The organism is Rathayibacter sp. Leaf296, assembly GCF_001423045.1.
GTDB classification, from domain to species: Bacteria; Actinomycetota; Actinomycetes; order Actinomycetales; family Microbacteriaceae; genus Rathayibacter; species Rathayibacter caricis.
In genome coordinates this window covers 976,403-1,000,263 of sequence record NZ_LMNR01000001.1, presented here as the reverse complement: position 1 = coordinate 1,000,263, position 23,861 = coordinate 976,403, and the positions used below count along the sequence as shown (strand labels likewise).

The window sequence follows — 23,861 nt, the reverse complement described above, 5'->3', positions numbered from 1 at the left end:
ACCGCACGAGTCGGATGCTGACAGCACTGCGGGTTGCGACCCGTTGAGACATCGTCGTCCTCACCGACGCCCGCTCCGACGTCGCGACGATGCGACGAGAGGCAGGGACGCCTGAAGCGAGCCTACGCCGCTCCAGGCCCCCCGGGGAGGGGCCGAGGGAGCGCTTGCATCACGATCCGGATGCCCCTGTCGAGGCGGACCGGTCGCGATCAGTAGAGAGCGGATCCGCGACGCAGCTGCCTCGAGCGCCGACGCAGGGCCCGGTCACTCGGGCCGAACGTGCCCGCCTCCAGCAGCTGACGGAGGGAGTCGGCCACCTGCCGGGCCAGACGGGGATCGATCGCCCCCGGAACACGGAGCGAGTCGATGAGGTCGAGGGCCGTCCGCGTGGTCCGAGAGATCGCCATGCCACGAACCTAGGGAGCCCGACAGGCGGACGACGCACCCCGCACGGGGGCGCACGACGGCATCAATGCTCACCGTCGCGCCGCACCCCGCGGGGTCGAGCCGGGGTCAGTCGTGCCCGTTGCTCGTCTCGCCGCGTCCGGTCGAGGTCTGGAGGCGATCGATGTGCTCGGACGCCTGCGCCTTGGTGAGGTCGGCGGGAAGGGTCTCGCCGGCCTCGCGGGCGAGGGTGTCGAGGTAGCTGCGCTGCGGGCCGGTCATCGGCTCGTCGCCGGTGACCCAGTCGGACGGGTCCTTGCTGGCGCTGGTGTCGCTGCCGTCGTCGGCGCGGGCGCCGAGGACGTCGCCCTCGGTCTTGATGTCGGGGCCTGTGGTGTCGTTGTCGCTCATGCTGCGACCGTACGCGCGACCACCGACAGCGGCGAGGGCTTGCGGATCGCCGGCGACGACTCCGCTCGGCCCGGACCGCTTCTCAGGAACCGAGGAGGGCGTGCGCGACCGTGAAGATCACGAGGCCCGCGAGTGCGCCCACCACCGTGCCGTTGATCCGGATGAACTGCAGGTCCTTGCCCACCTGGAGCTCGAGCTTGTCGGAGGTCTCGCGAGGGTCCCAGCGCTGGATGGTGTCGCCGATGATGCTCGCGATGTCGGCGCGGTAGCGGTCGACCAGGTTCGCGGCGACGGTGCCGATCCAGGCGTCGACCGTGCTCGCGAGCCGCTCGTCGGTCGAGAGGCGGCGGCCGAGGTCCACGACGATCGACTCCAGGCTCGCGCGCAGCGGGCTCTCCGGGTCGTCCATCGCGCCGAGGAGGGACGACTTCGTCGACTCCCAGACGTCGCCCGCGAGCTCGCGGACGCGCGGGCTGTCGAAGGCCTGGTTCTTGATCTCCTCGACCCGCGCGACGAGATCGGGGTCGGTGCCGAGGTCCTCGGCGAGGGTCGCGAGGTAGCCGTCGATGGCGAGCCGGAGCGGGTGACCCTGCTCCTCCCTGACCGCGTGCACGAACACGAGCGCCTCGTGGTACAGCCGCTCGTCGATCGCGCGGCTGACCGCCGAGGGCAGCCAGGTCGGCAGCCTGCCGCTGACCATGCGGGTGAAGCTCTGCGGATTCGCGGCGAGCCACGCCTCCGCCTGCTCCACCAGCGTGTCGACGAGCCGGCGGTGGTGCCCGGCCTCGAAGATCCCGCCGACGAGCTTCCCCAGCGGCGGACCCCACTGCGGATCGAGCAGGTGGCGGCGGGCGAGCGCCTCGATGACTCCCTGCACGTGGGAGTCGTCGAGCAGCGCGATCGCCGCGCGGACGGCGGCGGCGCTCTCGTCGCCCACGCGGTGCGCGTTGGCCGGCTCGGCCAGCCAGACCCCCGCGCGCCGGGCGATGCCGAACGAGTCGAGCTTCTCGCGCACGATCGCACCGCGGAGGAAGTTCTCCTCGACGAACTGCGCGAGGCTCGTGCCGATCTCGTCCTTCTTGGTCGCGATGATCGCCGTGTGCGGGATCGGGAGCCCGAGTGGCCGGCGGAACAGCGCGGTCACCGCGAACCAGTCGGCGAGGGCGCCGACCATGCCGCCCTCGCTGGCCGCCCTGACCCACTGGAGCCACGGGTAGCGGTCCTGCAGCGCGAACGAGACCGCGAAGACGATCGCCATCACGACCAGGAGGCCGGTGGCGATGCGCTTCATCCGGACGAGCGCGGCGCGCTTCGCCGCGTCGTCGCGCCCGGTCGAGGTGGTCACCGTCACCGTCATGAGGCGGAGGGGAACCCCTCGTGCCGGATGCCCCAGGCCACGGTCCACTCCTCGCCCGGCTCCAGCCAGCGCAGGCCCTGACCGGAGTTCAGCGCCTCGGCGGGAGCGGTCATCGGCTCGACGGCGATCGCGGTCTTGACGTCGTCGCCCTCGGGGAAGATGCGGGTGATGAAGACCTGGATGTAGTTGTGCGAGGCGTCGGCCCAGAGCAGCACGCGGCGCCCGTCGGAGGCGCTGAGGCCGTGGACGCTCTCGCCGTCGACGACGGTGACGTCGGCCCACGCGTCGTCGAGCTCGAGATCGCCGATGCGGCGGCCGCGGCGCAGGTCCCACTCGGTGCCCTCGACCGGGCTCTGACCGGTGGGGTTGAGCCGCTCGTCGACCTCGATGTGCACGGCCGCGTCGACGGTGATGTCGAGCTCGTCGGTCGGGACGTCGCCGATGGCGAGGAAGGGGTGGGTGCCGATCGCGACCGGCGCCTCCTCTGCTCCGACGTTGACCACGCGGTGCACGACCTTCAGGCCGTCGGCCTGCAGCTCGTACCGCACGGTCGTCTCGAGGTGGAACGGCCAGCCGCGCTGGGGGACGACCGGAGCGGCGAGCTCGACGAACGAGGGCCCCTGGTCGACGAGGCGGTAGGAGGTGCTGGTCAGCAGCCCGTGGAGCGCGTTGTGGTACTTCGGCTCGGTGATGTCGAGCTGGAGGGTGCGCCCGGCGTGGTGCCACTTGCCGTCGCGCACGCGGTTGGGCCAGGGCACCAGCACGATGCCCGACCCGAAGGGCGGCACGGTGGTCTCGGGGTATCCGGCGGTGATCTCGACGCCGTCGACGGAGAGGTGGCGCAGCCCTGCTGCCACCTCCGTCACGACGGCGTGGAGCGTGCGGCCCTCGGCGGTGAGGTCGAGGGCGTACTGGCGCCCGGTCGCGGGGGCGGGAGTGAAGTCGGCCATGCGTGAATCCTACGGACCGATGCCGGTGACGGGCGCCGCTCGAGGATCAGCAGCGCGTGACGGCCAGGCCCGACTCCTCCAGCTCGGCGACGACGCCCGCCCCGGCCGCCCCGCCGGTGAGCAGGAGGTCGAACTCGTCGGCGCCCGCCACGCGGCCGAGGTCGACGACCCCGAGCTTGCGGGAGTCGGCGACGACGACGCGGCGAGCGGCGGCCTGCAGCATGCGGCGCTTGAGGGTCGCCTCCGGGAGGTTGACGTTCGTCACCCCCGCACGCGGATGCACACCCGTGCAGCCCACGAAGACGACGTCGGCGCGGATCCGCTCGAGCATCTCGGAGGCCAGCGGCTCGACGAGCGAGTGCTGGAGCGGGCGCAGCGTGCCTCCGGTGACGACGACGGTGAACCGCGGGATCGCCGGCTCGAGGGCGAGGGCGGTGGACAGCCCGTTCGTGATGACGGTGATGTCGCGGAGCTCCTCGCGGGCGACGAGGGCGTGCGCGATCGCGAGCGGAGTCGTGCCGACGTCGAGGATCACGCTCTCGCCGGAGGAGACGGACGCGGCGGCCTCGCGCCCGATCGCCGCCTTCTCCTCCGCGGCGGCGGCCAGGCCCTCCTCGAGCGAGCGCTCGCCCGGCTTGGCGGCCGACGGGATCGCTCCGCCGCGCACGCGCTGCACCGAGCCCTCCCCCGCCAGCTGATCGAGATCGGAGCGGACGGTGACCACCGAGACTCCGAGGCGCTCGGCCAGGTCGGCGACCGAGACGAAGCCCGAGCGCTCGGCCAGCAGTCGCATCCGGAGGCGGCGCTCGACGGCGGAGCGCCCGTCGTGCTCGCCGTCTGCTCTCATGCGCCCATGGTGGTCCGGCGGGGGTGGCTTGTCAAAGCGAAACCGCGCTTTCCTTTTCGAAGAGCGGCCCCTAGTCTGAGTCCCGCCATGAACGAAGCGATCCCCCTCTCCGCCGGCGTCGTCAAGCGCCCGCACACCCTCGCCGACGGGCGAGAGCTCATCTATTTCGACGACGCCGACACGATGCTGCCGCCCGAGCGCAGCGCCGATGCCCGCGACCTCGATCCGCGACCAGCGACGGCGCGCATGCGCCAGGACGTCCTCACCGGGGAGTGGGTGTCGATCGCCGCCTCGCGGCAGAACCGCGTGTTCCTCCCGCCGGCCGAGCTCGACCCGCTCGCACCGGCCTCGCCGACCAACCCGTCCGAGGTGCCGAGCCGCTACGACGTCGCGGTGTTCGAGAACCGCTCGCCGTCGTTCGGCCCGCTGCTCGAGGACGAGGACGCGCCCGCCTCCCTCGAGGATCTGCGCACCCTCGGCCTCGGCCGCACGCTGACCAGCGTCGGCCGCTGCGAGGTCGTCTGCTTCAGCCCGGAGCACGAGGGCTCGTTCTCGACGCTCTCGGCGTCGCGCGCCCGCACGGTCGTCGAGGCCTGGGCCGACCGCGTCGCCGCCCTCTCGGCCCTGCCCGGCGTGCAGCAGGTCTTCCCGTTCGAGAACCGCGGCGAGGCGATCGGAGTGACGCTCCACCACCCGCACGGCCAGATCTACTCCTACCCCTACGTCACGCCCCGCACGACGCGCCTGCTGGCGTCGCTCGACTCCTACGGCCCCACGCTGTTCGCCGATGTCCTCGCGTTCGAGCAGGCCGGCGACCGCGTGCTGATCCGCGGCGAGCACTTCACCGCCTTCGTGCCGTTCGCCGCGCGCTGGCCCGTCGAGGTGCACCTCCTGCCGCACCGCCACGTCGCCGACATCAGCGAGACGACCCCGGAGGAGCGCGACGAGCTCGCGAAGGTCTACCAGCGCCTGCTCCGCGGGATCGACGCGCTCTACGACACCCCGACGCCGTACATCGCGGCCTGGCACCAGGCACCCGTGCACGAGCGCCGCGACGAGGTGCGCCTGATGCTGCAGATCACCTCGCCGCGCCGCGCCGAGACGAAGCTGAAGTACCTCGCCGGCAGCGAGGCGGCGATGGGCGCCTGGATCGGCGACATCGCTCCCGAGACCAGCGCCGCCGCCCTGCGCGCCGCGATCGAGCGCGCCGACGCGGCGACGCTCGAGGCCGAGGTCGCGCAGCGCCCCGACGCCTCCCTCCCCGACACCCCCTCCGACACCGAGGAGACCCGATGACCTCCGCCTCCCCCTCGCTCGACGCCGTCGCCGAGCGCGCCGCCCGCGACTTCGAGCGCGAGTACGACCACGCCCCCGCGGGCGTGTGGGCAGGTCCCGGCCGCGTGAATCTGATCGGCGAGCACACCGACTACAACGACGGGTTCGTGTTCCCGTTCGCGATCGACCGCGCGACCGCGATGGCCGTCGCGCCGCGCGAGGACCGGGTCATCCGCATCGCCAGCGCCTTCTCGCCCGAGCACGTCGAGATCTCGCTCGACGATCTCGCTCCGGGCGCGATCGCGGGCTGGTCGGCCTACCCTCTCGGCGTCGTCTGGGCTCTGACCGAGTACGGCGTCGACCTGGGCGCCCGCACCGGGTTCGACGCGTTCGTCGACTCCGACGTGCCGGTGGGCGCGGGGCTGTCGAGCTCCGCCGCGCTGATGTGCGCCATGGCCGTCGCACTGAACGAGCTCTGGGAGCTCGACCTCGACAAGGCGACGCTCGCGCGAGTCGGACGCCGGGCCGAGAACGTCGCCGTCGGCGCCCCGACCGGGATCATGGACGAGTCCGCCTCCCTCTTCGGGCAGCGCGACGCGGCCGTGTTCCTGGACTGCCGGAGCCTGGACACCGAGGTGATCCCGCTCGGCTTCGAGGAGGCCGGACTCGTCCTCCTCGTCATCGACACGAAGGTCGAGCACGCGCACGCCACGGGCGGTTACGCCGAGCGGCGCGCCTCCTGCGAGCTGGGCGCCTCGACTCTCGGCGTGGAGTCGCTGCGCGAGCTGTCCGTCGACGACCTCCCGCGCGCCGAGGAGCTCCTCGACGACGTCACCTACCGCCGCGTGAAGCACGTGGTGACCGAGGACGCGCGCGTCCTCGCGACCGTGCGGACCCTCCGCGAGCAGGGCCCCCGCGCCATCGGCGAGCTCCTCGACGCCGGCCACGTCTCGCTCCGCGACGACTTCGAGATCTCGGTTCCCGAGCTCGACACGGCCGTCGAGGCCTCGCGGGGCGCGGGAGCCATCGGCGCCCGCATGACCGGGGGCGGCTTCGGCGGCTCCGCGATCGCCCTCACCCCCGTCGAGAAGGAGGAGGAGGTCCGCGCCGCGGTCCTCGCCGCCTTCGCCGCGAAGGGCTTCCGGGCACCGGAGCTGTTCCTGGTCACCGCCGCCGACGGCGCCGGCCGGGTGCGCTGAGCGCTGCACGACGAGGGAGCCGGCATCCGCCTCCGGACCACTGCGGTGGATCGGAGGCGGGTGCCGGCTCCCTCTGCGTCCGGGCGACCTCAGGCGGGCGGGACGACCGCGCGCAGCACTCCCCCGGTGACCCTCACGAGCTCCGAAGCGCTGGTCGGGTACACCGTGTGCGCGTGTCCCGCGGCCGCCCACACCGTGCCGTACTCGGCGAGCGCCTCGTCGACCACGGTGCGCAAGCCCCGAGGATGACCGACCGGCGCGACGCCTCCGATGGTCTGGCCCGTGGCCTCCTTGACCACCGACGCACTCGCCCGGCCGATCGTGCCGCCCAGCTCGCCGCCGAGCCACTCCGTGTCGACGCGGTGGCCGCCGCTCGTCAGCACGAGCAGCGGCTCCCCGTCGAGGAGGAACACCAGCGAGTTCGCGATCTGACCCGGCTCGATGCCGAGCGCCGCCGCCGCGAGTGCCGCGGTCGATGCGGCCTCGTCGAGCCAGCGGACGGGCGGGTGCACCCCGTGCACGGCGAGATCGGCCAGGACGCGGTCGACCGCGGGGTGACTCCGTTCGCTCATGCCGCGAGGCTAGCGACTACTCCGTCATCGTCGCGATGTCGATGACGAAGCGGTAGCGCACGTCGGACGACAGCACGCGCTCGTAGGCGGCGTTGATCTCGGAGGCCGGGATCACCTCGACCTCGCTCGCGATGCCCTTCTCGGCGCAGAAGTCGAGCATCTCCTGGGTCTCGCGGATACCTCCGATGCCCGAGCCCGCGAAGGAGCGGCGGGCGCCGAACAGCGTGAAGACGTGCAGCGGCAGGGCCTCGGCCGGGGCGCCGACGTTCACCATGGTGCCGTTCAGGCGCAGCATGCCGAGGTACGCGTCGAGGTCGAGCGGGGCGCTGACGGTGTTCAGGATGATGTCGAAGGTGTTCGCGAGGGTCGCGAACGTCTCCTCGTCCTTCGTCGCGTAGTAGTGGTCGGCGCCCAGGCGCAGGCCGTCGTCCTTCTTGCCGAGCGTCTGCGAGAGCACGGTGACCTCGGCGCCCATGGCGTGCGCGAACTGCACGGCCATGTGGCCGAGTCCGCCGAGTCCGACGACGGCGACCTTCTTGCCGGGGCCGGCGTTCCAGTGCGACAGGGGCGAGTAGGTGGTGATGCCGGCGCACAGCAGCGGCGCGGCGGCCTCGTAGGGGATCGACTCCGGGACGCGGAGGACGAAGTCCTCGACGACCACGACGTGGGTGGAGTAGCCGCCCTGGGTGATGGTGCCGTCGCGGTCGACGGCGGCGTAGGTGCCGACGTTGCCCTTCAGGCAGTACTGCTCCTCGCCCGCGAGGCAGTTCTCGCACTCGCGGCAGGAGTTCACCATGCAGCCCACGCCGACACGGTCGCCGACGGAGTGCTTCGAGACCTCGGAGCCGACCTCGGCGACGACGCCGACGATCTCGTGGCCGACGGTCAGCGGGTAGGCGACCGGTCCCCACTCGCCGCGCACGGTGTGGATGTCGGAGTGGCAGATGCCGGAGTAGGCGATCTCGATGAGCACGTCGTGCGGGCCGACGTCGCGGCGCTCGATCGTGGTCGGGATCAGCGGCTCGGTGGCGGACGGGGCGGCGTAGGCGGATACGGTGCGCATGGGTTCTCCTCGTGGGGCGGGCGCACTCGAAGACGGGTCCGACGGGGGTGGGGGACGCGAGTGCGCCCGGCAACGCTACCGGCGTCGTCTGGACGGGAACCGTAGGCTCGGGGCATGCGCGCTGCGATCGACCTCAACGCCGACCTCGGCGAGGGCTTCGGCGTGTGGGAGCTCGGCGACGACGACGCGATCCTCCACGTGGTGTCGAGCGCGAGCATCGCGTGCGGATTCCATGCCGGCGATCCCTCGATCATGCTCGACCGCTGCCGGCTCGCGGCGGAGCGGGGAGTCGCGATCGGCGCGCACGTCTCGTACCGCGATCTCGCGGGCTTCGGGCGGCGAGACCTCCCCGTCGGCCCGGACGAGCTCCACGCCGACGTCGTGTACCAGATCGGCGCGCTGCAGGCCGTGGCGCGGGCGGCCGGCACGCACGTCCGCTACGTCAAGCCGCACGGCGCCCTCTACAACCGCATCGTGCACGACGAGGTGCGGGCCGGAGCCGTCGCGGCCGCTGTGCGCGACGCGGCACCGGGCCTGCCCGTCCTCGGCCTCGCCTCCTCCGCGATCGAGCGCGCCGCCCGGGACGCGGGCCTGCCCTTCGTCCGCGAGGCGTTCGTCGACCGCGGCTACCGCTCCGACGGCACCCTCGTGCCGCGCGGCGAGGAGGGTGCCGTCCTCGTCGACGTCCCGCTCGTCGCCGCTCGTGCGGTGCGGATGGCGACGGAGGGGACGGTCGTGGACCGCGACGGCGGGATCCTCCGCGTCGACGTCGACTCGCTGTGCGTGCACGGCGACTCCCCCGGCGCTCTCGCGATGGCGGAGGCCGTGCGCGACGCCCTCGCCCGGGCCGGGGTCGCCCTCGCGGCCGCGGTGCCGTGATCCCCGCGCGCCTGCTGCCCTCCGGGGATCGAGCGGTGCTGGTCGAGACGGGTGGTCTCGACGAGGCCCTCGCACTGGCGCTCGCCCTCGAGGCGGAGCGGCCGCAAGGAGTCGACGATCTCGTCCCCGCGGCCCGGACCGTGCTGGTCGTCCTCGATCCCGTCGTCCTCCCAGTGCCGGAGGCGGGGCGGTGGATCCGGGCCGTCTGCGCGTCGGCGGACACGGACGCGGCGAGCACGACGGGGCGACGACTCGTCGTGGACGTGGAGTACGACGGAGCGGATCTCGCGGACACCGCGACCGCACTCGGCTGGACGGTCGGCGAACTGGTGCGCCGCCACACGGCGACACCGTGGCGGGCGGCCTTCGGCGGGTTCGCCCCCGGTTTCGCGTACCTCGTCGCGCTCGGCGACTGGCCGGAGGTGCCGCGCCGGGCGGAGCCGAGGACGCGCGTGCCCGCGGGATCCGTGGCGCTGGCGGGCCCCAACTCCGGCGTCTACCCCCGTTCCTCCCCCGGCGGCTGGCAGCTGATCGGGACGACCGCCGCGGTGCTCTGGGACGTCGAGCGGACACCGCCGGCGCTCCTCGCGCCGGGCGACGAGGTGCGGTTCCGGGACGTGCGGTGAGCCTCCGCGTCCTCGATCCCGGCCCCCTCGCGCTCGTGCAGGACGCGGGCCGTCCGGGATTCGCCGCGCTCGGCGTGGGCCGCTCGGGCGCGATGGACGCCGGAGCCCTCCGCCTCGGGAACCGGCTGCTGGGCGGTGGCGCCGACGACGCCGGCCTGGAGCTGCTCGGCGCGGGCTTCGCGGTGCGCGCCGACGCGGACGTCTGGATCAGCCTGACCGGAGCCGACGGGGACGCGCGGATCGACGGGCGGAGCGTCGACCGGGTCCTCCCCGTGCTGCTGCCGGCCGGCGCCGTGCTGAGGCTGGGCCCGCTGCGCGCCGGGATCCGCCGAACGCTCGCCGTCCGGGGCGGGATCGACGTGCCGCCCGTGCTCGGGTCGCGCTCCCGCGACACCCTCTCGGCACTGGGGCCGGAGCCGGTGCGAGCCGGGGACGTGCTGGCGATCGGCCGCGCCTCCGGCGGCGTCGCCGCCCTCGACTGGTGGCCCTTCCCGGCGCCGGGTCACGGAGCGACGCTCGCCGTGCACCCGGGACCGCGCCTGGAGCGGCTCCCTCAGGGCACCTGGAGGGCGCTCCTCGACACCCCCTGGCGCCTCGGCGACGCCGACCGCGTCGGGCTCCGGCTGACCGGAGCGCCGCTGCCGACGGGACGCGGCGGCGAGCTGCCGAGCGAGGGGATGCTGCACGGCTCGGTGCAGCTGCCGCCCTCCGGACTGCCGGTCGTCTTCGGACCGGACCACCCGGTGACCGGCGGCTACCCCGTGGTCGCCGTCGTCGACTCCGCGTCGCTCGACGCCCTCGCCCAGCTCGCCCCGGGGGATCCGGTGCGCTTCCGCGCGGTCAGCGGGCGGCGCGCTCCGCAGCAGTGACCACGTTGTGGATGAGCATGGCGCGGGTCATCGGGCCGACGCCACCGGGGACGGGCGAGAGCCAGCCCGCGACCTCCGCCACTCCGGGAGCGACGTCGCCGGTGAGCTTCGCACGACCGGTCTCCGGATTCTCGACACGGGTGATGCCCACGTCCAGCACGGCCGCCCCGGGCTTCACCCAGTCGGCGGCGATGAGTCCGGGGACGCCGACGGCGGCGACCACGATGTCGGCGCGGCGCACCTCCGCGGCGAGGTCGGTCGTCCGCGAGTGGGTCAGGGTGACGGTCGCGTCGAGGCCTTTGCGGGTCAGGAGCAGCCCGAGCGGCCGGCCGACGGTGAGACCGCGCCCGACCACCACGACGTGCTTGCCCGAGAGCGGGATGTCGTGGCGCCGCAGCATCTCGACGACCCCGTTCGGCGTGCAGGGCAGCGGGCTGTCGAGCTCGCCCTCGACGCCGAGCACCAGGCGGCCGAGGTTCGTCGGGTGCAGTCCGTCGGCGTCCTTGTCGGGGTCCATCAGCTCGAGCATCGCGTTCTCGTCGATGCCCTTCGGCAGCGGCAGCTGGATGATGTAGCCGGTCACCGAGGCGGACTCGTTCAGCTGGCGGATCGCGCTGCGGATGTCCTCGGCCGAGGCCGTCGCGGGCAGGTCGACCCGGATCGACTCGATGCCGACCTCGGCGCAGTCGCGGTGCTTGCCGGCGACGTAGGAGCGGGAGGCCGGGTCGTCGCCGACCAGGAGCGTGCCGAGCCCCGGCACGATCCCCTTCTCGCGCAGCGCGGCGACCCGCACCGCGATCTCGGCCTTGACCGCCGTCGCCGTGGCGACTCCGTCGAGTACCTGTGCCGTCATCGGATGACTCCTCGTGTTCGAGCGGCGCGCACCGGACCGCCGACGACGGCGGCCGCGGCACGCGGAGGGCCAGGGGCCCGGTGGGATCCGCGGAGCCGGGCGGCTCCGCGGATCGGGGCTCAGAGCCCGGGGTAGAGCGGGAAGTCGTCCGTGAGGCGACCCACGCGGGCGCGCAGCGCCTGCAGGTCGGCGGACGGCTTGAGCGCCTCGGCGATCACGTCGGCGACCTCGGTGAACTCGTTCTCGCCGAAGCCGCGCGTGGCGAGCGCCGGGGTGCCGATGCGGAGGCCCGAGGTGACCATCGGCGGACGCGGATCGAACGGCACGGCGTTGCGATTGACGGTGATGCCGACCTCGTGCAGCCGGTCCTCCGCCTGCTGGCCGTCGAGCGGGGAGTTGCGGAGGTCGGCGAGCACCAGGTGCACGTCGGTGCCTCCGGTGAGCACGTCGATGCCCTCGGCCTTCGCGTCGGGCGCGGTGAGGCGCTCGGCGAGGATCTGCGCGCCGCGGATCGTGCGGGCCTGGCGCTCGGCGAACTCCGCCTCGCCGGCGAGCTTGAAGGCCGTCGCCTTCGCCGCGATGACGTGCATCAGCGGGCCGCCCTGCTGGCCCGGGAACACGGCCGAGTTGAGCTTCTTGGCGTACTCCTGCTTGGCCAGGATGAGGCCGGAGCGGGGGCCCGCCAGCGTCTTGTGCACGGTCGTGGTGACCACGTCGGCGTGCGGGACGGGCGAGGGGTGCAGGCCCGCCGCGACGAGGCCGGCGAAGTGCGCCATGTCGACCCAGAGCTTCGCGCCGACCTCGTCGGCGATGGCGCGGAACGCCTCGAAGTCGAGGTGGCGCGGGTAGGCCGACCAGCCGGCGATGAGCACCTGCGGGCGGACCTCGAGGGCCTTCTCGCGCACGACGTCCATGTCGATGCGGAACGACTGCGGGTCGACGCCGTAGGCGGTCGCGTTGTAGAGCTTGCCCGAGAAGTTGAGCTTCATGCCGTGCGTCAGGTGGCCGCCGTGGGCGAGCTCGAGCCCGAGGATCGTGTCGCCGGGCTGGATCAGCGCGGAGAGCGCGGCGGCGTTCGCGGTGGCTCCGGAGTGGGGCTGCACGTTCGCGAACTCGGCGCCGAAGAGGGCCTTGGCGCGGTCGATCGCGAGCTGCTCGGCCACGTCGACGAACTCGCAGCCGCCGTAGTAGCGGCGGCCCGGGTAGCCCTCGGCGTACTTGTTGGTCAGGACCGAGCCCTGCGACTCCAGGATCGCGCGCGGCACGAAGTTCTCGCTCGCGATCATCTCGAGGTAGCCGCGCTGGCGGTCGAGCTCCTGCTGCAGGACGGCGGCGATCTCGGGATCGACGACCGAGACGGGCTGGTCGAACGATCCGGACGCACCGGTGGTCGCGGGACTCTGGGCGGTGGAAGAGGACACGGACGCTCCTTGACTGGGAAACGGAGGGTGCCCGCGCCGGTGCATCGAGGCGACTCGGCGCGTACGGGCGACCCGGACTACGGTATCCGTTCCAGCCCAGGCGTGCGGCGGGAAAAGTGTCCGGAGCGCGCCCCGGAGGAGGTGCCGCTCCCTGATGGTCACCCATCCGAACGCCAGTCGCGGCGGGGCCAGCTTAGCAACGCGCAGGCCGCGCTCCACCGCGCGACAGGACCCGACGATCGCTCGGCTCGCTGGCAGGATCGTCGGGTCGACGAGCGGAGGAGGGTGCTGTGGCGAACGCGCACAGGGCGTCGCCGGGGCCGCGGCTCGGGCGGTCCGACCGCTCGCACGCCGACTCGGCGGGCGACGCCGAGCTGATCGACCGGGTGCGCGAGGGCGACGCGGCGGCGTCCGCCGAGCTGTGGCGCCGGCACGCGCCCGCGGCCCGGTCCGTCGCGCGGGCCTGGTCCTCGCTCGACGCCGACGACCTCGTGTCCGAGGCGTTCCTCCGCACGCTCGACGCCCTCGCCCGCGGCGGCGGACCCGACGGAGCCTTCCGCCCCTACCTCTTCACCTCCGTCCGCAACGTCGCGTCCAGCTGGGGGCGGCGCGGGTCGCGGGAGCGGCCTCTCGACGGCGACGTGGCCGACCTGGAGGACGGACCCGAGGAGCGCGCCCTCGCTGCGCTCGACCGCGACCTCGGCGTCCGTGCCTTCCGTGCGCTGCCCGCCCGCTGGCGCGAGGTGCTCTGGTACACGGCGGTCGAGGGGATGAGTCCGGCCGAGGCCGCTCCCCTTCTGGGGCTCCGACCGAACGGGGTGGCCGCGCTCGGGCACCGCGCCCGGGAGGGCCTGCGCGGGGCGTGGATCCAGGAGCACGTCTCGGCGAGCGCGGCCGACGGGGAATGCCGGTGGGTCCTCGAGCGGGCGGGGGCACACACACGGGGGCGATTGCCGATCCGCGACCGACGGCGGACGGACGCCCACCTCGCGACGTGCGAGTCGTGCCGCGCGGCCCTCTCCGAAGCGGCGGGAGTGGGCGCACGGCTGGCGGTGCTGCTGCTGCCGCTCGCGGCCGGCGTCGGTGGGGCGGCCGCGTACGGGGCGGCGGGCGGTGCCGCAGGGGCGTCGGCGGGTGCGGCGCCCGGAGCGTCCGGCGGGGCATCGGCGGGCGGAGCGGGTGCTTCGGTGGTCGGAGCGTCGGCCGGTGCGGGAGCGAGCGCGTCCCTCATCGCGGCAGTGGCCGTGGCGGGAGTCGTGACCGCGGGGCTCGCCCTCGCTGCGCTCCTGCCGCCGGCGGGACCGCCCGCCGAGCAGCAGGTCGCGGAGGCACCCGTCGCCCTGGCGACCATCGAGGCGTCGGCGCCGACGGACCTCGCGGCGACGCCGGACCCCGCCGCCTCGCCGACCCCGACCGCCACGGCCGGCGCGTCGCCGTCCACCGCCGTCGCGCTCGTTCCGTCTCCGGTCGCAGCGCCCGCACCCGCCTTGCGCCCCGCGCCGGAGCCGAGCGCCGAGGTGACGGAGCCCGCTCCGACCGCACCCGCGACGACCGCCCCGTCCCCCGTCCCGACGACGACGGACTCGCCGCGCCCGACACCGACGGCCCCGATCCCGGCGACCCCCGCCCCGACCCCGTCGCGAACGCCGACACCGACCCCGACCCCGACCCCGACCCCGACCCCGTCGACCCCCGCTCCGACGAGTCCGACGCCGACCGCCCTCCCGACGGCCGCCCCACCGACCCTCGCCCTGACGGCGGACCCCTCCGGCAGGCTCCTCCCCGACGCGCACGGCACCGCCGCTCCGGGCGCGGTCGTGACCATCGAGGACGCGGCCGGCGGCGCTGCCCGCGCCTCGACCCGCGCCGACGCCGACGGCACCTGGTCGATCGAGCCGCTGCCCCTCCCTCCGGGCGTCACGACCATCGTCGCCGTCGCCGACGGGCGGAGCGCGGCGACGACCGTCCGCCTGCAGGCACCGCGGCCCCTCGCTCCGGCCACGGCGAGCGCCGGCGCCGTCCCGCTCGTCGTGCTGGCCGGCACCGGACGGGTGGACGTGCTCGTCGACGGCGCGCTCCGGCGGAGCATCCCGGCGCGGTCCCCCGGCTTCACGGTCTCCCTCGACCTCGCCGCCGGCGAGCACCGCGTCGGCGTGAGGTACGCCTCCCCGGACGGCCGCTACGGCGCCGAGGCGACGACGCGGGTGCGGGTCCTCCAGGACGCGCCCGCCAGCAGGGCCACCGCCAGCACGAGCCCCGCCGCGTAGACGACGGCGGTGCTCTCGAGGCCGAACGCCCCGTAGACGACCGAGCCGACGAGCGCTCCCGCTCCGATGCCGGCGTTGAACGACGCCGTGTAGACCGCCGTCGCGGTGTCGCGGATGAGCGGGTCCGCCACCTGCAGCAGTCGCGTCTGCAGCAGCGAGGGCAGCACGCCGAACGCGACTCCCCACACCGCGAACGCGGGCAGCGCCAGCAGCGGCTGCGCCGGTGCCAGGTTCAGCACGACGGACGAGACGAGGACGACGCTCAGCGCGAGCAGGAGGGCGGCGACCGGTCGGCGGGTGACCGCGCGCGTGCCCGCTATGACGAGTCCGACCGCTCCGGCGGCTCCGTAGACGAAGAGCAGCGGCGACACCGCCTCGGCGGGCGCCTCCATCCGCTCGGTCGCGAAGGGGACGAGGTAGGTGGTGAAGGAGTAGTGGCCGGTCATCGCGACGGCGACCGCGACGCAGAGCACGGCGACCGCGCCGACACCGCGGCCGGGCCGCAGCGTCTGGATCGACCCGGTGGTGGCGGTCGGGACGGGGGCCTCGACGCTCGGAAGCACGCGGAGGACCAGCAGGACCCCCAGCGCCATCAGCCCGGCCACGATCAGGAACGAGACCCGCCACCCGACGAGCTGCCCGAGCGCCGTACCCAGCGGCACGCCGAGGACGAAGGCGAGCGTGCCGCCCGCGAAGGTGACCGCCACCGCCCGGCCGAGATCGCGCGGGCGGACGAGGCGGGCGGAGTAGGCGCCGACGACCGCCCAGAAGAGCCCGTGCCCCGCGCCGCCGACGATCCGGGCGGCGATCAGGAGGGGGTAGCTGGGCGCGAGCGCCGTCGCGACCGTGCCCAGTGTGAGCACGACGAGGACCGCGAGCAGGAGGGTCCGCCTGGGCACCCGACGGGTGAGCAGCGCCAGCGGAGTGCTCGAGAGCACCACGGTGAACGCGAAGACGGTGACGAGCAGCCCCGCCTGCGCCGGGGAGACGCCGAACGACGCACCGAGCTCCGGGAGCAGCCCGGTGGGCATCATCTCGGCGGTGACGGAGAGGAAGATCACGCTCGAGAGGACGAGGAGCGGCGGCCAGGGGAAGCGGTCGCGGACGGTGGGCGGCGCGGTGCGGACGGGGAGGACGGGTGAGGACATCGGAGTGCTCCGAGAGGCGAGTCCTGCCGCGGCGGCGGCCCCGCTCGAGGCGGTGGCGGCCCGAGGGCGGAGGATCGGCTGCGCGCCGTCGTGCGCGCCCGGGGCCGCGGGGAGTGCCGACGACCGCTGCCAGCCTACCCGCGGGCGCACGGAGGGGTCCAGGACGGACGGCTCCCGGCCGTTATCCTGGGCGGATGCAGTCCGACCCCGCAGCGCCCGCCTCCGACCGGCCCGTGCCCACCGGCACCGAGTTCACCGGGGTCGGCGACCGAGGTCCCGGCAACCACTGGACCCTCACGTTCGCGTGCCCGGACCTGCCCGGCATCGTCCACGCCGTCTCGGGCGCGGTCGTGCACGCGCGCGGCAACATCACCGAGAGCCAGCAGTTCTCGAGCGCCGACACCGGCCGCTTCTTCATGCGCCTTCAGGTGGAGTCACCCGTGACCCGCGAGGAGTTCGAGCGGGCGCTGCAGCCCATCACCGAGCACTACGGGATGACCTGGCGGCTGGACGTCGTCGGGCGGCCCCTCCGGACCCTGGTGCTGGCCTCGACGGCCGCGCACTGCGTCAACGACCTGCTGTTCCGCCAGCGCGCCGGGCAGCTCGCGGTGGACGTGCCGCTGATCCTGTCGAACCACGGGGCGCTGCGCGATCTCGCCGAGTTCTACGGAGTGCCGTTCGAGTCGCGCCCGGTCGTGTCGCCGGAGTCGAAGCGGGCGTTCGAGGAGCGGGTCGTCGAGGTCGTCGAGCAGCACGACATCGAGCTCGTCGTGCTCGCGCGCTACATGCAGATCCTCTCCCCCGAGCTCTGCGCGCGCCTGGCCGGCCGCGCCATCAACATCCACCACTCGTTCCTGCCCGGCTTCAAGGGCGCGAACCCCTACAAGCAGGCGCACGCGCGCGGCGTGAAGCTGATCGGCGCGACCGCCCACTTCGTCACGAGCGACCTCGACGAGGGTCCGATCATCGAGCAGAACGTCGTGCGCGTCGACCACTCGCACTCCCCCGCGCAGCTCGTCGCGATCGGTCAGGACGAGGAGAGCCGCACCCTCACCCAGGCCGTCAAGTGGTTCGCGGAGGACCGCGTGCTGCTCGACGGGGCGCGCACGATCATCTTCAAGTAGCGGCGCCAGCGGGCCTCGGCCGCCGACGGAGCGGCCACCTCGCGGCGAGAGCCAGGAGCGGCGCGGCGGCGGCGAACGCGGCGAACTCGAGGTCGACGGCGGGCAGCGGCACGTCGGGGGCGACGAGCTCGACGAGCAGGGCGGAGTAGCTCGCCGCGATCCCGGCGCCGAGCAGCACCACCACGAGGGCGGTCGCCGCGGCCGCGTCCCGCGCGACTCCGCGGACGTCCTTCGGCGGTAGCGCGCCCGACAGAGCAGGCGGAGCGAGCAGGGCCAGGACGCCGACGCCCGGGCCCATCCAGCCCGAGCGCTCGGCGGCGACGACGAGCACGACGAGCCCCGCCACGGAGGCGACCGCGAGCAGGCGGGCGGCTCCGGTGCGACCGGCGAGGGCTAGACCGGCGGCGACGGCGAGCGCCGATGCGACGAGGACGGTGGGGTTCGAGAACGGACCGAGGAAGCCGGCGTACGCCGTGCTCGGGCTCCAGGTGACGGTGACCGTGTAGAAGAGCGCCAGCACCGCCGCGACGATGAGCGCCGTCGCGGTGGTACGGCGGCGGTCGTTCCTCCGCCAGGTGTGCTGGGCGATCCCGCCGATCACGAGTCCGATCACCTCGCCGGCGTCCGGGCCGTCGCGGCCCGCGGCATCCGCGTCGTCGAGGAGCATCCCGAGGACGACCTCTCCGTGCTCGCTCCGCCAGTCCTCCGGGTACCAGCGCAGGAGGCGTCGGTAGCGGCGCTCGGCGCTCACGCGACGACCCCCTCCGGACGCTCGCGCAGCGCTGCACTCCCCTGCTCGACCATGACCTGCAGTCGGGCGAGCTCGGTGGCGAGAGCCTTCCCACCCGCCCCGGTCAGCCGGAAGAACCGCCGCAGCCGTCCGTCCGAGACCTCCTCACCGTCGACCGCCACGAGGCCGTCAGCGGTGAGGCGCTCGAGGGCGGAGTAGAGCGTCGGCACCTTCAGCACTGCATCTCCCGAGGAGAGCTCGCGGGCCTCGGCCAGGATCGCGTAGCCGTGCCTCCTCCCTCGCGACAGCACGGTGAGGATCCAGAACGCCGTGGGCGGGAGCGGAGGTGTCATGATCGCGAGAATACTCTCGTTTTAAGAGTATGGGAAGCCCGGGCGACGTCGGAGGCGTCACTCCCCCAGGGTGATGGCGCGGAGGGCCCGGACGTGCGAGTCGAACGCGGCGGCTCCGGGCCGGGTCAGCGACACCCAGGTCACGCGCCGCGAGTCGCTCCGGGTGGAGGAGGAGCTCTTGACGCTGCTGGTGAAGCCGGCGTCGGCGAGGACCTTCAGGTGCTTCGAGAGCGTCGCGTCGCTCACTCCGAGAGTGTCGCGCAGGACGCCGAAGTCGACTCCGTCGCCGGCGCGCAGCAGGCCGCAGATGCGCAGCCGGAGCGGCGCGTGGATGACCTCGTCGAACCGCGCCTCAGCGGACACGGCGCATCCGTTCGCGGGCCGAGGCGGTGAAGGCGAAGGTGGCGCCGACTCCGACCGCGAACGCCACCGCCGTCGGCAGGGCCACCCAGCCGTGCAGATCGAACGAGGCGAAGCCGAGGGCGACGCTATAAAGCGCGAGCACCAGGACGAGCGCCGCGCCGGTGAGCAGCCAGGGCATCGCGCCGAGGCGTCCGAGCGCGACGCCGGTCGCGCGACGGTAGGCCCAGAGCAGCACGGCGCCGAGGGCGAGCGCGGGCAGGATCCCGCCGGGCAGGTCCTCGCCGGCGGCGGGGCGCACCACGAAGAGCGCGGCGACCACGCCGAAGCCGACGCCGAGCCACCAGGGGGTGCGGACGCGGTCGGCCAGACGGGCGCGGTCGGCGGACAGCTCGCGGAGGATGTCGTCGTTTTCCATGGTGGAAAGTCTTGCAGAGACTTTCCGAGAGGGCAAGACACTCCCGGACTCCGCCGGGGCGGGCCGGTTAGCATGGTCGGCGTGAATTCAGCGAGAGCGACCGCAGCGGACCGCGACCCCCGGATCGGCCCGAACGCCGTCGTGCGCTTCGTGCTCGAGCTGTTCGCGCTGATCACCTTCGGCCTCTGGGGCTTCAGCAGCTTCGACGTGCCGCTGAATGTCGTCGTCGGCGTCGGCGCTCCCGTTCTCGCCGCTCTCGTCTGGGCCCTCTTCCTCTCGCCGCGCGCCGTCCTCGCGATCGACGTCTACGGCCGCTCGCTGATCGAGCTCCTCGTCTTCGGAGCCGCCGCGCTCGCCTGGCTCGATCTCGGGCAGCCGGTCGTCGCGATCGCGTTCGGCGTCGTCGCGATCGTCTCGGGCGTCATCGCCGGGCGTCGCTCCATCTCGTAGCAGCGCCGGCGACGGCGCTCGATCCCCCGGGAGCGCCACCGACGACGGACAGCCGCCCCGCCGCTCCCGGAGGAGCGAGCAGGACGGCCGTCGTGTCGAGCGGAGCGACTACTCCGCCGCGGTCTCCTCACGCAGCGCCACAGCGCGGCGTCGGACTCCCGTGATGACCGCTCCGGCACCGATCAGCGCCAGTGCGGCGGCTCCGAGGAGCCCGCCCTGGAAGCCCGTCGAGGGCAGGTGACCCGGTCCGCCGGTGCCGGGCAGGCCCGGTCCCGAGGTCGGCGACGACGTCGGCGCAGGGCCGGCGGTCGGGCCGGCGGTCGGAGTCGCGGTCGGCTCCGGCGCACCGGTCGGCGCGGGGGTCGCGGTCGGCTCGGCCGTGGGCGTCGCGGTCGGCTGCGGTCCGGGCGAGACGTCCTCGGTCACGTCGACGCTCACGAGCGTCGCGAGTCCCGAGTCCGCATAGGCGATGCGCCCGAGGTACTGCGCGGGGCCCGACAGGTCCGACCACGAGACCGAGTAGGACGTGGGCTCGCCGAGCACGGCGTCCACGGTCTCGGGCTCGGTGGTGAGCGAGCCGACGCCGCCCTCCTCGGTGACGACGAAGCTGCGCAGGTCGAAGGCGACGGTGTCGTCGGATCCGACCGCGTAGATGTCGGCGGTCACGCGGTAGGTGCCCGCGTCCGGCGAGTCGAGGTCGACCCGCTCGTCGGCCGAGGCGGTGGCCGAGACGGCCTCGCCCGCGGGCTCACCGTCGGCGTCCAGCAGCTCGACGTACAGGTCCAGGTCGGACGTGTCGTCGATCGCATCGAGGTCGAAGCGCGCGAAGGTCGCGCCCTCGGGCACCTCGACGCTCGTCACGAACGTCTCCCCCGCGGGCAGGACGCCCGAGTGGCCGTCCTCGGCCGACTCGTCCTCGGCCAGCACTCCCCGGGCGAGTCCGCTCGGCGAGAGCGGCAGCGCGCCGTCGATGCCGGGCGTGATCGTGGCGGTCGTGGACCCGGTCGAGCCGGAGCCGGAGACCTCGAAGGGCGCGTCGAGCAGCACCGGGCGCACGGCCACGGGGCTGCGCACCTCGTGCTCGGCGCTCGTCCACGTGAGGTAGCCCGTCGCGAACTCGGCGAGCTCGGCGTTTTCGGTCGTGAAGGTCACCGTGTACTCGGCGCTCTCGCCCGCCGCCCCGAAGGTCAGGGTCTGGGGCGAGACGACGGCGTCGATCCCGGGCACGTCGATCGAGGCGGTGTAGGCGCCGGGACCGGTCGCGGTGACCGTGCGGGTGACCGTCTGCGTGCCCGCGAGCGAGCCGATGGCGATCGAGGGCTGGTTGAGGTCGGACGGGTCGATGGCGTCGACCGCGAAGTCGGGGTCGAACACGTAGCCCGCGCCCTTGAGGAACGCGATCCAGTCGGTCGGGCCGCTCTCGTAGAGCAGTCCCGGGTCGAGGAACGCGGTCGGGTCGACGTGCCCGGCGCCCTGCGCGAAGACGTCGGTGGAGGGGTCACCCGCCTGGTCGACGCTGTCGTATGCGGTCGTCATCATGGCCGACTTCACGGCCGACGGGGAGGCGGTCGGAGAGACGCCCAGGATCAGCGCGGCCAGTCCCGCCACGTGCGGCGAGGACATCGAGGTCCCCGACTCGAACGCGAAGGCCGGGTCGTCGCCCTCCTCGTTGAAGGAGTCGGCGAGGATCGCCACTCCGGGAGCCGTGAGGTCGGGCTTGAGCACGTCGGTGCCGTCGGCCTCGGCCGGGCCGCGCGACGAGAAGCCGGCGACCTGCGGGACGGGGATCTCGGCGCCCGTGAGGTTGCCCTCGCTGAGCTCGACGGTCGCGCCGTCGGTGGAGGCGTACTCGGTGATCGCCTCGTAGGCCTGGGAGTCGATCTGGATGGTCGGGACCGAGTGGTCGTCGACGTGGAGCGCGTTGGGGGTCGGGTTCAGCAGCAGCATGCCGACGCCGCCGGCCCGCTCGACCTCGGCCGACTTCGAGACGCGGGCGGTGGTGCCCGCGGTGCAGGCCACGACGGCGCCCTTCACCTTGTCCGGGTCCAGCGTGCCGGGCGCGCAGATCTCCGGCGTCTCGGTGCCGGAGCGCACGACGTCGGCGCTGTTCACCAGCGGAGCGTCCAGGTCCTCGTGGACCGAGATGGAGCCGCCGACGAACGCCTGGCCGTCACCCAGGGTGGCGGTCGCGGTGTAGGACGGGATCGAGGACGCGGCGACCGTGGTGTACCACGGCGAGGCGTGGTCGAGGGTCGAGGCGTCGGGGCCGGAGTTGCCCGCGGAGGCCGCCACGAAGACGCCCGCCGCCGCGGCGTTCAGGAACGCCTCGTCGTAGAGGGTGAGAGTGGAGGTCGCCGAGCCGCCGCCGATCGAGAAGTTGATCACGTCGACGCCGTCCTTCACGGCCGCTTCGATCGCGCCGAGGATGCCGGGGCCGGAGCAGAAGTCGTCGTCGTCCGTGCCTTCGACGTCGCCGTTCCAGCAGACCTTGTAGGCCGCGACCTTCGCCGCCGGAGCGACACCCGAGATGGTGCCGTAGTCGTAGCCGTCGACGCTCGCCTCGACATCCGCGTTGCCGGCGGCGGTGCTCGCGGTGTGCGAGCCGTGCCCGTCGGCGTCGCGGGGCGAGAGGAACTCGGGGTTGTCGTCCGAGCCGACCTTCTCGGAGTCGCCGAGGAACCAGCGCGCGCCGATCAGCTTCTGGCTGCACTCGTCGCCGTCCCACTGCTGGGAGGAGTCGGAGCCGGTCTCGCACGCTCCGACGAACTCGCCGCCGTCGGACTTGCGGTAGGTGATGGTCTCGCCGTCGGTGTAGGGCGCGGCTCCCGGCGACGTGGCCAGGGGCGGTCCGTCGAACGAGGGGTTCTCGGGCGCGATGCCGGAGTCGATGACACCGACGACGATGCCCGCTCCTGCGGCGTCGACGCCGCCGACCGCGTTCCAGACGCCGTCCTCGCCCTCGAGGCCGAGGAAGTCGGTCGAGCGCTGCTGCCCGGTGTCGGGCACGGGAGTGCCGGCTCCCGGCTCCGCCGTGACGAGCGGAGAGGCCTGAGCGGCTCCGCGGGCCCGGTCGAGGGTGAGGTCCTCGATCTCGCGCACCTGCGCGACGTCCTTGCGGTTCGCGAGGACGCTCGCCTGCGCACCGGTGAGGGTGGCCGAGAAGCCGTTGAGGGCCACCGTGTAGTGGTAGCCGATCCGCGCGTCGACTGCGGCGGCGACGGCGTCCTGGCGCTTCTCCAGGTGCTCGGCGTAGTCCTCCACCGGAGCGGAGCGGGCCTGCAGCTGCGCCCCGGCGTCGGGTGCGGTGCGGGCGAAGCGGGCGTCGGTGCCCTCGTAGGTCGCGGCGGACGGCTCGACGAGGGTGACGACGTAGTCGCCGTCGTCGAAGCTCTGCAGCGACGAGAGGCCGCCGACGAGGGAGGCGCTCCCGATCACGGGGGCGGCGCTGGCGCCCGTGGCGGCGAAGGCGGCGGAGGCGGCGACACCGAGGACGGCGAGACCCGCGAGGATCCGCCTCTCCGCGCGTCGGACTCTCGGTGGGTGGAAGGGCTGGATCGGCAAACGATGTCCTCTACTCGCAGTCGCTGGGAACCGGATCGGTTCCCGCATAGAAACGACCCTACGAACTCGATTGCCGGGCTCTGTTACGAACAGGTAACGAAGTACCTGAAAGGGTGACGTCTCCCGTTGGCACTCTCCGGGGGCGAGTGCTAAATTCGAGGCAGTTGAGTCGAGTCGACTCAACTCGAGACTCATCCGTTGCCAGACCGAATGGAGTGATTCCCATGGCCGTCACCTACGACCCCGTCCGCGAGCTCGACCGCTTCGCCTCCGCCCTCTTCGGCTCGGGCCAGGGCCCCCGCCGCATGCCGATCGACCTGTACCGGGACGGTGACCACTACGTGCTCACCGCCGATCTGCCGGGCATCGACCCCGGCTCCGTCGATGTGGACGTCGACGGGCAGCTGCTCACGATCCGCGCGCAGCGCACCGTCGCGAGCGGGGACGGCGTCACCTGGATCACCCGGGAGCGCCAGTCCGCCACCTTCGTGCGCCAGCTGAGCCTGGGCCAGGGCGTCGACACCGAGCGCATCTCGGCGTCGTACGACAACGGCGTGCTGTCGGTCACGATCCCCGTGTCCGAGAAGGCGCGCTCCCGCAAGATCGAGGTCGTCTCCACCTCGCACCCCGAGCAGGTGCAGCTGAGCGAGGCGCACTCGGAGTAGCTCGGACCCTCCGGCGGGGCGGCGCGCGCGAGCGGCCGCCCCGCCGATCCCTGCGCGGGCTCCGCCGTACGCTGGCCTC

24 protein-coding genes are annotated in these 23,861 nt (G+C 73.7%); 9 read left to right on the top strand and 15 right to left on the bottom strand.

What is annotated here, in order from left to right; genetic code table 11:
• Nucleotides 1-209: 209 nt before the first annotated feature.
• From ASF46_RS04590 to ASF46_RS04570, 5 genes are all read right to left on the bottom strand, one after another.
• Nucleotides 210-407, bottom strand: coding sequence for a hypothetical protein (locus ASF46_RS04590; RefSeq protein WP_056866578.1), 198 nt, complete (start codon nt 405-407; stop codon nt 210-212).
• A gap of 106 nt (nt 408-513) precedes the next feature.
• Nucleotides 514-795, bottom strand: coding sequence for a DUF3072 domain-containing protein (locus ASF46_RS04585; RefSeq protein WP_056866577.1), 282 nt, complete (start codon nt 793-795; stop codon nt 514-516).
• A gap of 82 nt (nt 796-877) precedes the next feature.
• On the bottom strand, nt 878-2,152 hold the full coding sequence (locus ASF46_RS04580) for a DUF445 domain-containing protein (RefSeq protein WP_056866576.1): 1,275 nt from the start codon (nt 2,150-2,152) through the stop codon (nt 878-880).
• Nucleotides 2,149-3,102, bottom strand: coding sequence for an aldose 1-epimerase family protein (locus ASF46_RS04575; RefSeq protein WP_056866575.1), 954 nt, complete (start codon nt 3,100-3,102; stop codon nt 2,149-2,151). Before ASF46_RS04575 ends, ASF46_RS04580 begins: the two co-directional genes overlap by 4 nt.
• A gap of 46 nt (nt 3,103-3,148) precedes the next feature.
• Nucleotides 3,149-3,949, bottom strand: coding sequence for a DeoR/GlpR family DNA-binding transcription regulator (locus ASF46_RS04570; RefSeq protein WP_056866574.1), 801 nt, complete (start codon nt 3,947-3,949; stop codon nt 3,149-3,151).
• 87 nt (nt 3,950-4,036) lie between these two features.
• Between ASF46_RS04570 and galT the strand changes: the two genes are divergently transcribed.
• Together galT and galK are read left to right on the top strand one after the other, a co-directional pair.
• Nucleotides 4,037-5,245, top strand: a complete 1,209-nt coding sequence (gene galT, locus ASF46_RS04565; protein WP_082485249.1) for a galactose-1-phosphate uridylyltransferase — start codon at nt 4,037-4,039, stop codon at nt 5,243-5,245.
• Nucleotides 5,242-6,423 carry a galactokinase gene (gene galK / locus ASF46_RS04560; protein ID WP_055787587.1) on the top strand — a complete coding sequence of 394 codons (1,182 nt, stop codon included), beginning with the start codon at nt 5,242-5,244 and terminating at the stop codon, nt 6,421-6,423. The genes galT and galK overlap by 4 nt, the downstream gene beginning before the upstream one ends.
• An 89-nt stretch (nt 6,424-6,512) precedes the next feature.
• Here galK and ASF46_RS04555 read toward each other — a convergent pair whose 3' ends face one another.
• Both ASF46_RS04555 and ASF46_RS04550 read right to left on the bottom strand, forming a co-directional pair.
• Nucleotides 6,513-6,995: a YbaK/EbsC family protein gene (locus ASF46_RS04555; RefSeq protein ID WP_056866573.1), complete on the bottom strand. Its 483-nt coding sequence runs from the start codon at nt 6,993-6,995 to the stop codon at nt 6,513-6,515.
• A 16-nt stretch (nt 6,996-7,011) separates the two neighbouring features.
• Complete coding sequence (locus tag ASF46_RS04550) at nt 7,012-8,058, bottom strand: NAD(P)-dependent alcohol dehydrogenase (protein WP_056866572.1); 1,047 nt, start codon at nt 8,056-8,058, stop codon at nt 7,012-7,014.
• Nucleotides 8,059-8,172: 114 nt separating this feature from the next.
• Between ASF46_RS04550 and ASF46_RS04545 the strand changes: the two genes are divergently transcribed.
• From ASF46_RS04545 to ASF46_RS04535, 3 genes are read left to right on the top strand one after another with little or no spacing between them, the layout of a single operon-like run.
• Nucleotides 8,173-8,937, top strand: a complete 765-nt coding sequence (locus ASF46_RS04545) for a LamB/YcsF family protein (protein ID WP_056866571.1) — start codon at nt 8,173-8,175, stop codon at nt 8,935-8,937.
• A gap of 35 nt (nt 8,938-8,972) precedes the next feature.
• A complete protein-coding gene (locus ASF46_RS04540; protein ID WP_235576851.1) occupies nt 8,973-9,563 on the top strand; it encodes a 5-oxoprolinase subunit B family protein in 591 nt (196 codons plus the stop codon).
• Nucleotides 9,560-10,432 (top strand): biotin-dependent carboxyltransferase family protein, encoded by an 873-nt coding sequence (locus ASF46_RS04535; RefSeq protein ID WP_056866570.1) that lies wholly within the window; start codon nt 9,560-9,562, stop codon nt 10,430-10,432. The genes ASF46_RS04540 and ASF46_RS04535 overlap by 4 nt, the downstream gene beginning before the upstream one ends.
• Here ASF46_RS04535 and ASF46_RS04530 read toward each other — a convergent pair.
• On the bottom strand, nt 10,404-11,285 hold the full coding sequence (locus ASF46_RS04530; protein ID WP_056866569.1) for a bifunctional methylenetetrahydrofolate dehydrogenase/methenyltetrahydrofolate cyclohydrolase: 882 nt from the start codon (nt 11,283-11,285) through the stop codon (nt 10,404-10,406). The two genes, ASF46_RS04535 and ASF46_RS04530, sit on opposite strands and share 29 nt — an antisense overlap.
• A 119-nt stretch (nt 11,286-11,404) precedes the next feature.
• On the bottom strand, nt 11,405-12,706 hold the full coding sequence (glyA, locus tag ASF46_RS04525; protein ID WP_056866568.1) for a serine hydroxymethyltransferase: 1,302 nt from the start codon (nt 12,704-12,706) through the stop codon (nt 11,405-11,407).
• A gap of 290 nt (nt 12,707-12,996) precedes the next feature.
• On the opposite strand from glyA, the gene ASF46_RS04520 reads away from it, so the two are divergent.
• Nucleotides 12,997-14,973, top strand: coding sequence for a sigma-70 family RNA polymerase sigma factor (locus tag ASF46_RS04520; protein WP_056866567.1), 1,977 nt, complete (start codon nt 12,997-12,999; stop codon nt 14,971-14,973).
• Here ASF46_RS04520 and ASF46_RS04515 read toward each other — a convergent pair.
• Nucleotides 14,886-16,121, bottom strand: a complete 1,236-nt coding sequence (locus ASF46_RS04515) for an MFS transporter (RefSeq protein ID WP_056866566.1) — start codon at nt 16,119-16,121, stop codon at nt 14,886-14,888. The genes ASF46_RS04520 and ASF46_RS04515 overlap by 88 nt on opposite strands.
• Before the next feature lie 194 nt (nt 16,122-16,315).
• On the opposite strand from ASF46_RS04515, the gene purU reads away from it, so the two are divergent.
• A complete protein-coding gene (gene purU, locus ASF46_RS04510; protein ID WP_082485247.1) occupies nt 16,316-17,245 on the top strand; it encodes a formyltetrahydrofolate deformylase in 930 nt (309 codons plus the stop codon).
• On the opposite strand, the gene ASF46_RS04505 is transcribed toward purU, so the two are convergent.
• From ASF46_RS04505 to ASF46_RS19685, 4 genes are read right to left on the bottom strand one after another with little or no spacing between them, the layout of a single operon-like run.
• Nucleotides 17,238-17,996 (bottom strand): hypothetical protein, encoded by a 759-nt coding sequence (locus ASF46_RS04505; RefSeq protein WP_056866565.1) that lies wholly within the window; start codon nt 17,994-17,996, stop codon nt 17,238-17,240. The two genes, purU and ASF46_RS04505, sit on opposite strands and share 8 nt — an antisense overlap.
• A complete protein-coding gene (locus tag ASF46_RS04500) occupies nt 17,993-18,328 on the bottom strand; it encodes a PadR family transcriptional regulator (RefSeq protein ID WP_056866564.1) in 336 nt (111 codons plus the stop codon). Before ASF46_RS04500 ends, ASF46_RS04505 begins: the two co-directional genes overlap by 4 nt.
• A gap of 57 nt (nt 18,329-18,385) precedes the next feature.
• Complete coding sequence (locus ASF46_RS19690; RefSeq protein WP_056866563.1) at nt 18,386-18,691, bottom strand: transcriptional regulator; 306 nt, start codon at nt 18,689-18,691, stop codon at nt 18,386-18,388.
• Nucleotides 18,681-19,106: a hypothetical protein gene (locus tag ASF46_RS19685; protein WP_056866562.1), complete on the bottom strand. Its 426-nt coding sequence runs from the start codon at nt 19,104-19,106 to the stop codon at nt 18,681-18,683. The genes ASF46_RS19690 and ASF46_RS19685 overlap by 11 nt, the downstream gene beginning before the upstream one ends.
• An 81-nt stretch (nt 19,107-19,187) precedes the next feature.
• Here ASF46_RS19685 and ASF46_RS04485 point away from each other — a divergent pair, with 81 nt between their 5' ends.
• Nucleotides 19,188-19,556 (top strand): YrdB family protein, encoded by a 369-nt coding sequence (locus ASF46_RS04485; RefSeq protein WP_235576850.1) that lies wholly within the window; start codon nt 19,188-19,190, stop codon nt 19,554-19,556.
• A gap of 108 nt (nt 19,557-19,664) precedes the next feature.
• On the opposite strand, the gene ASF46_RS04480 is transcribed toward ASF46_RS04485, so the two are convergent.
• Entirely contained in the window at nt 19,665-23,117 is a 3,453-nt protein-coding gene (locus tag ASF46_RS04480; protein WP_056866560.1) for a S8 family serine peptidase, read from the bottom strand.
• 224 nt (nt 23,118-23,341) lie between these two features.
• Here ASF46_RS04480 and ASF46_RS04475 point away from each other — a divergent pair, with 224 nt between their 5' ends.
• Complete coding sequence (locus ASF46_RS04475) at nt 23,342-23,782, top strand: Hsp20/alpha crystallin family protein (RefSeq protein ID WP_056866559.1); 441 nt, start codon at nt 23,342-23,344, stop codon at nt 23,780-23,782.
• Nucleotides 23,783-23,861 lie beyond the last annotated feature (79 nt).

What these genes read in the sequence shown, in the direction of transcription:
- galT (WP_082485249.1), top strand. Translation starts at nt 4,037, where the DNA reads ATGAACGAAGCGATCCCCCTCTCCGCCGGCGTCGTCAAGCGCCCGCAC.
- ASF46_RS19685 (WP_056866562.1), bottom strand. Translation starts at nt 19,106, where the DNA reads ATGGAAAACGACGACATCCTCCGCGAGCTGTCCGCCGACCGCGCCCGT.
- ASF46_RS04575 (WP_056866575.1), bottom strand. Translation starts at nt 3,102, where the DNA reads ATGGCCGACTTCACTCCCGCCCCCGCGACCGGGCGCCAGTACGCCCTC.
- ASF46_RS04580 (WP_056866576.1), bottom strand. Translation starts at nt 2,152, where the DNA reads ATGACGGTGACGGTGACCACCTCGACCGGGCGCGACGACGCGGCGAAG.
- ASF46_RS04555 (WP_056866573.1), bottom strand. Translation starts at nt 6,995, where the DNA reads ATGAGCGAACGGAGTCACCCCGCGGTCGACCGCGTCCTGGCCGATCTC.
- galK (WP_055787587.1), top strand. Translation starts at nt 5,242, where the DNA reads ATGACCTCCGCCTCCCCCTCGCTCGACGCCGTCGCCGAGCGCGCCGCC.
- ASF46_RS04500 (WP_056866564.1), bottom strand. Translation starts at nt 18,328, where the DNA reads ATGACACCTCCGCTCCCGCCCACGGCGTTCTGGATCCTCACCGTGCTG.
- ASF46_RS04585 (WP_056866577.1), bottom strand. Translation starts at nt 795, where the DNA reads ATGAGCGACAACGACACCACAGGCCCCGACATCAAGACCGAGGGCGAC.
- ASF46_RS04590 (WP_056866578.1), bottom strand. Translation starts at nt 407, where the DNA reads ATGGCGATCTCTCGGACCACGCGGACGGCCCTCGACCTCATCGACTCG.
- purU (WP_082485247.1), top strand. Translation starts at nt 16,316, where the DNA reads ATGCAGTCCGACCCCGCAGCGCCCGCCTCCGACCGGCCCGTGCCCACC.
- ASF46_RS04475 (WP_056866559.1), top strand. Translation starts at nt 23,342, where the DNA reads ATGGCCGTCACCTACGACCCCGTCCGCGAGCTCGACCGCTTCGCCTCC.
- ASF46_RS04515 (WP_056866566.1), bottom strand. Translation starts at nt 16,121, where the DNA reads ATGTCCTCACCCGTCCTCCCCGTCCGCACCGCGCCGCCCACCGTCCGC.
- ASF46_RS04530 (WP_056866569.1), bottom strand. Translation starts at nt 11,285, where the DNA reads ATGACGGCACAGGTACTCGACGGAGTCGCCACGGCGACGGCGGTCAAG.
- ASF46_RS04570 (WP_056866574.1), bottom strand. Translation starts at nt 3,949, where the DNA reads ATGAGAGCAGACGGCGAGCACGACGGGCGCTCCGCCGTCGAGCGCCGC.
- ASF46_RS04550 (WP_056866572.1), bottom strand. Translation starts at nt 8,058, where the DNA reads ATGCGCACCGTATCCGCCTACGCCGCCCCGTCCGCCACCGAGCCGCTG.
- ASF46_RS04545 (WP_056866571.1), top strand. Translation starts at nt 8,173, where the DNA reads ATGCGCGCTGCGATCGACCTCAACGCCGACCTCGGCGAGGGCTTCGGC.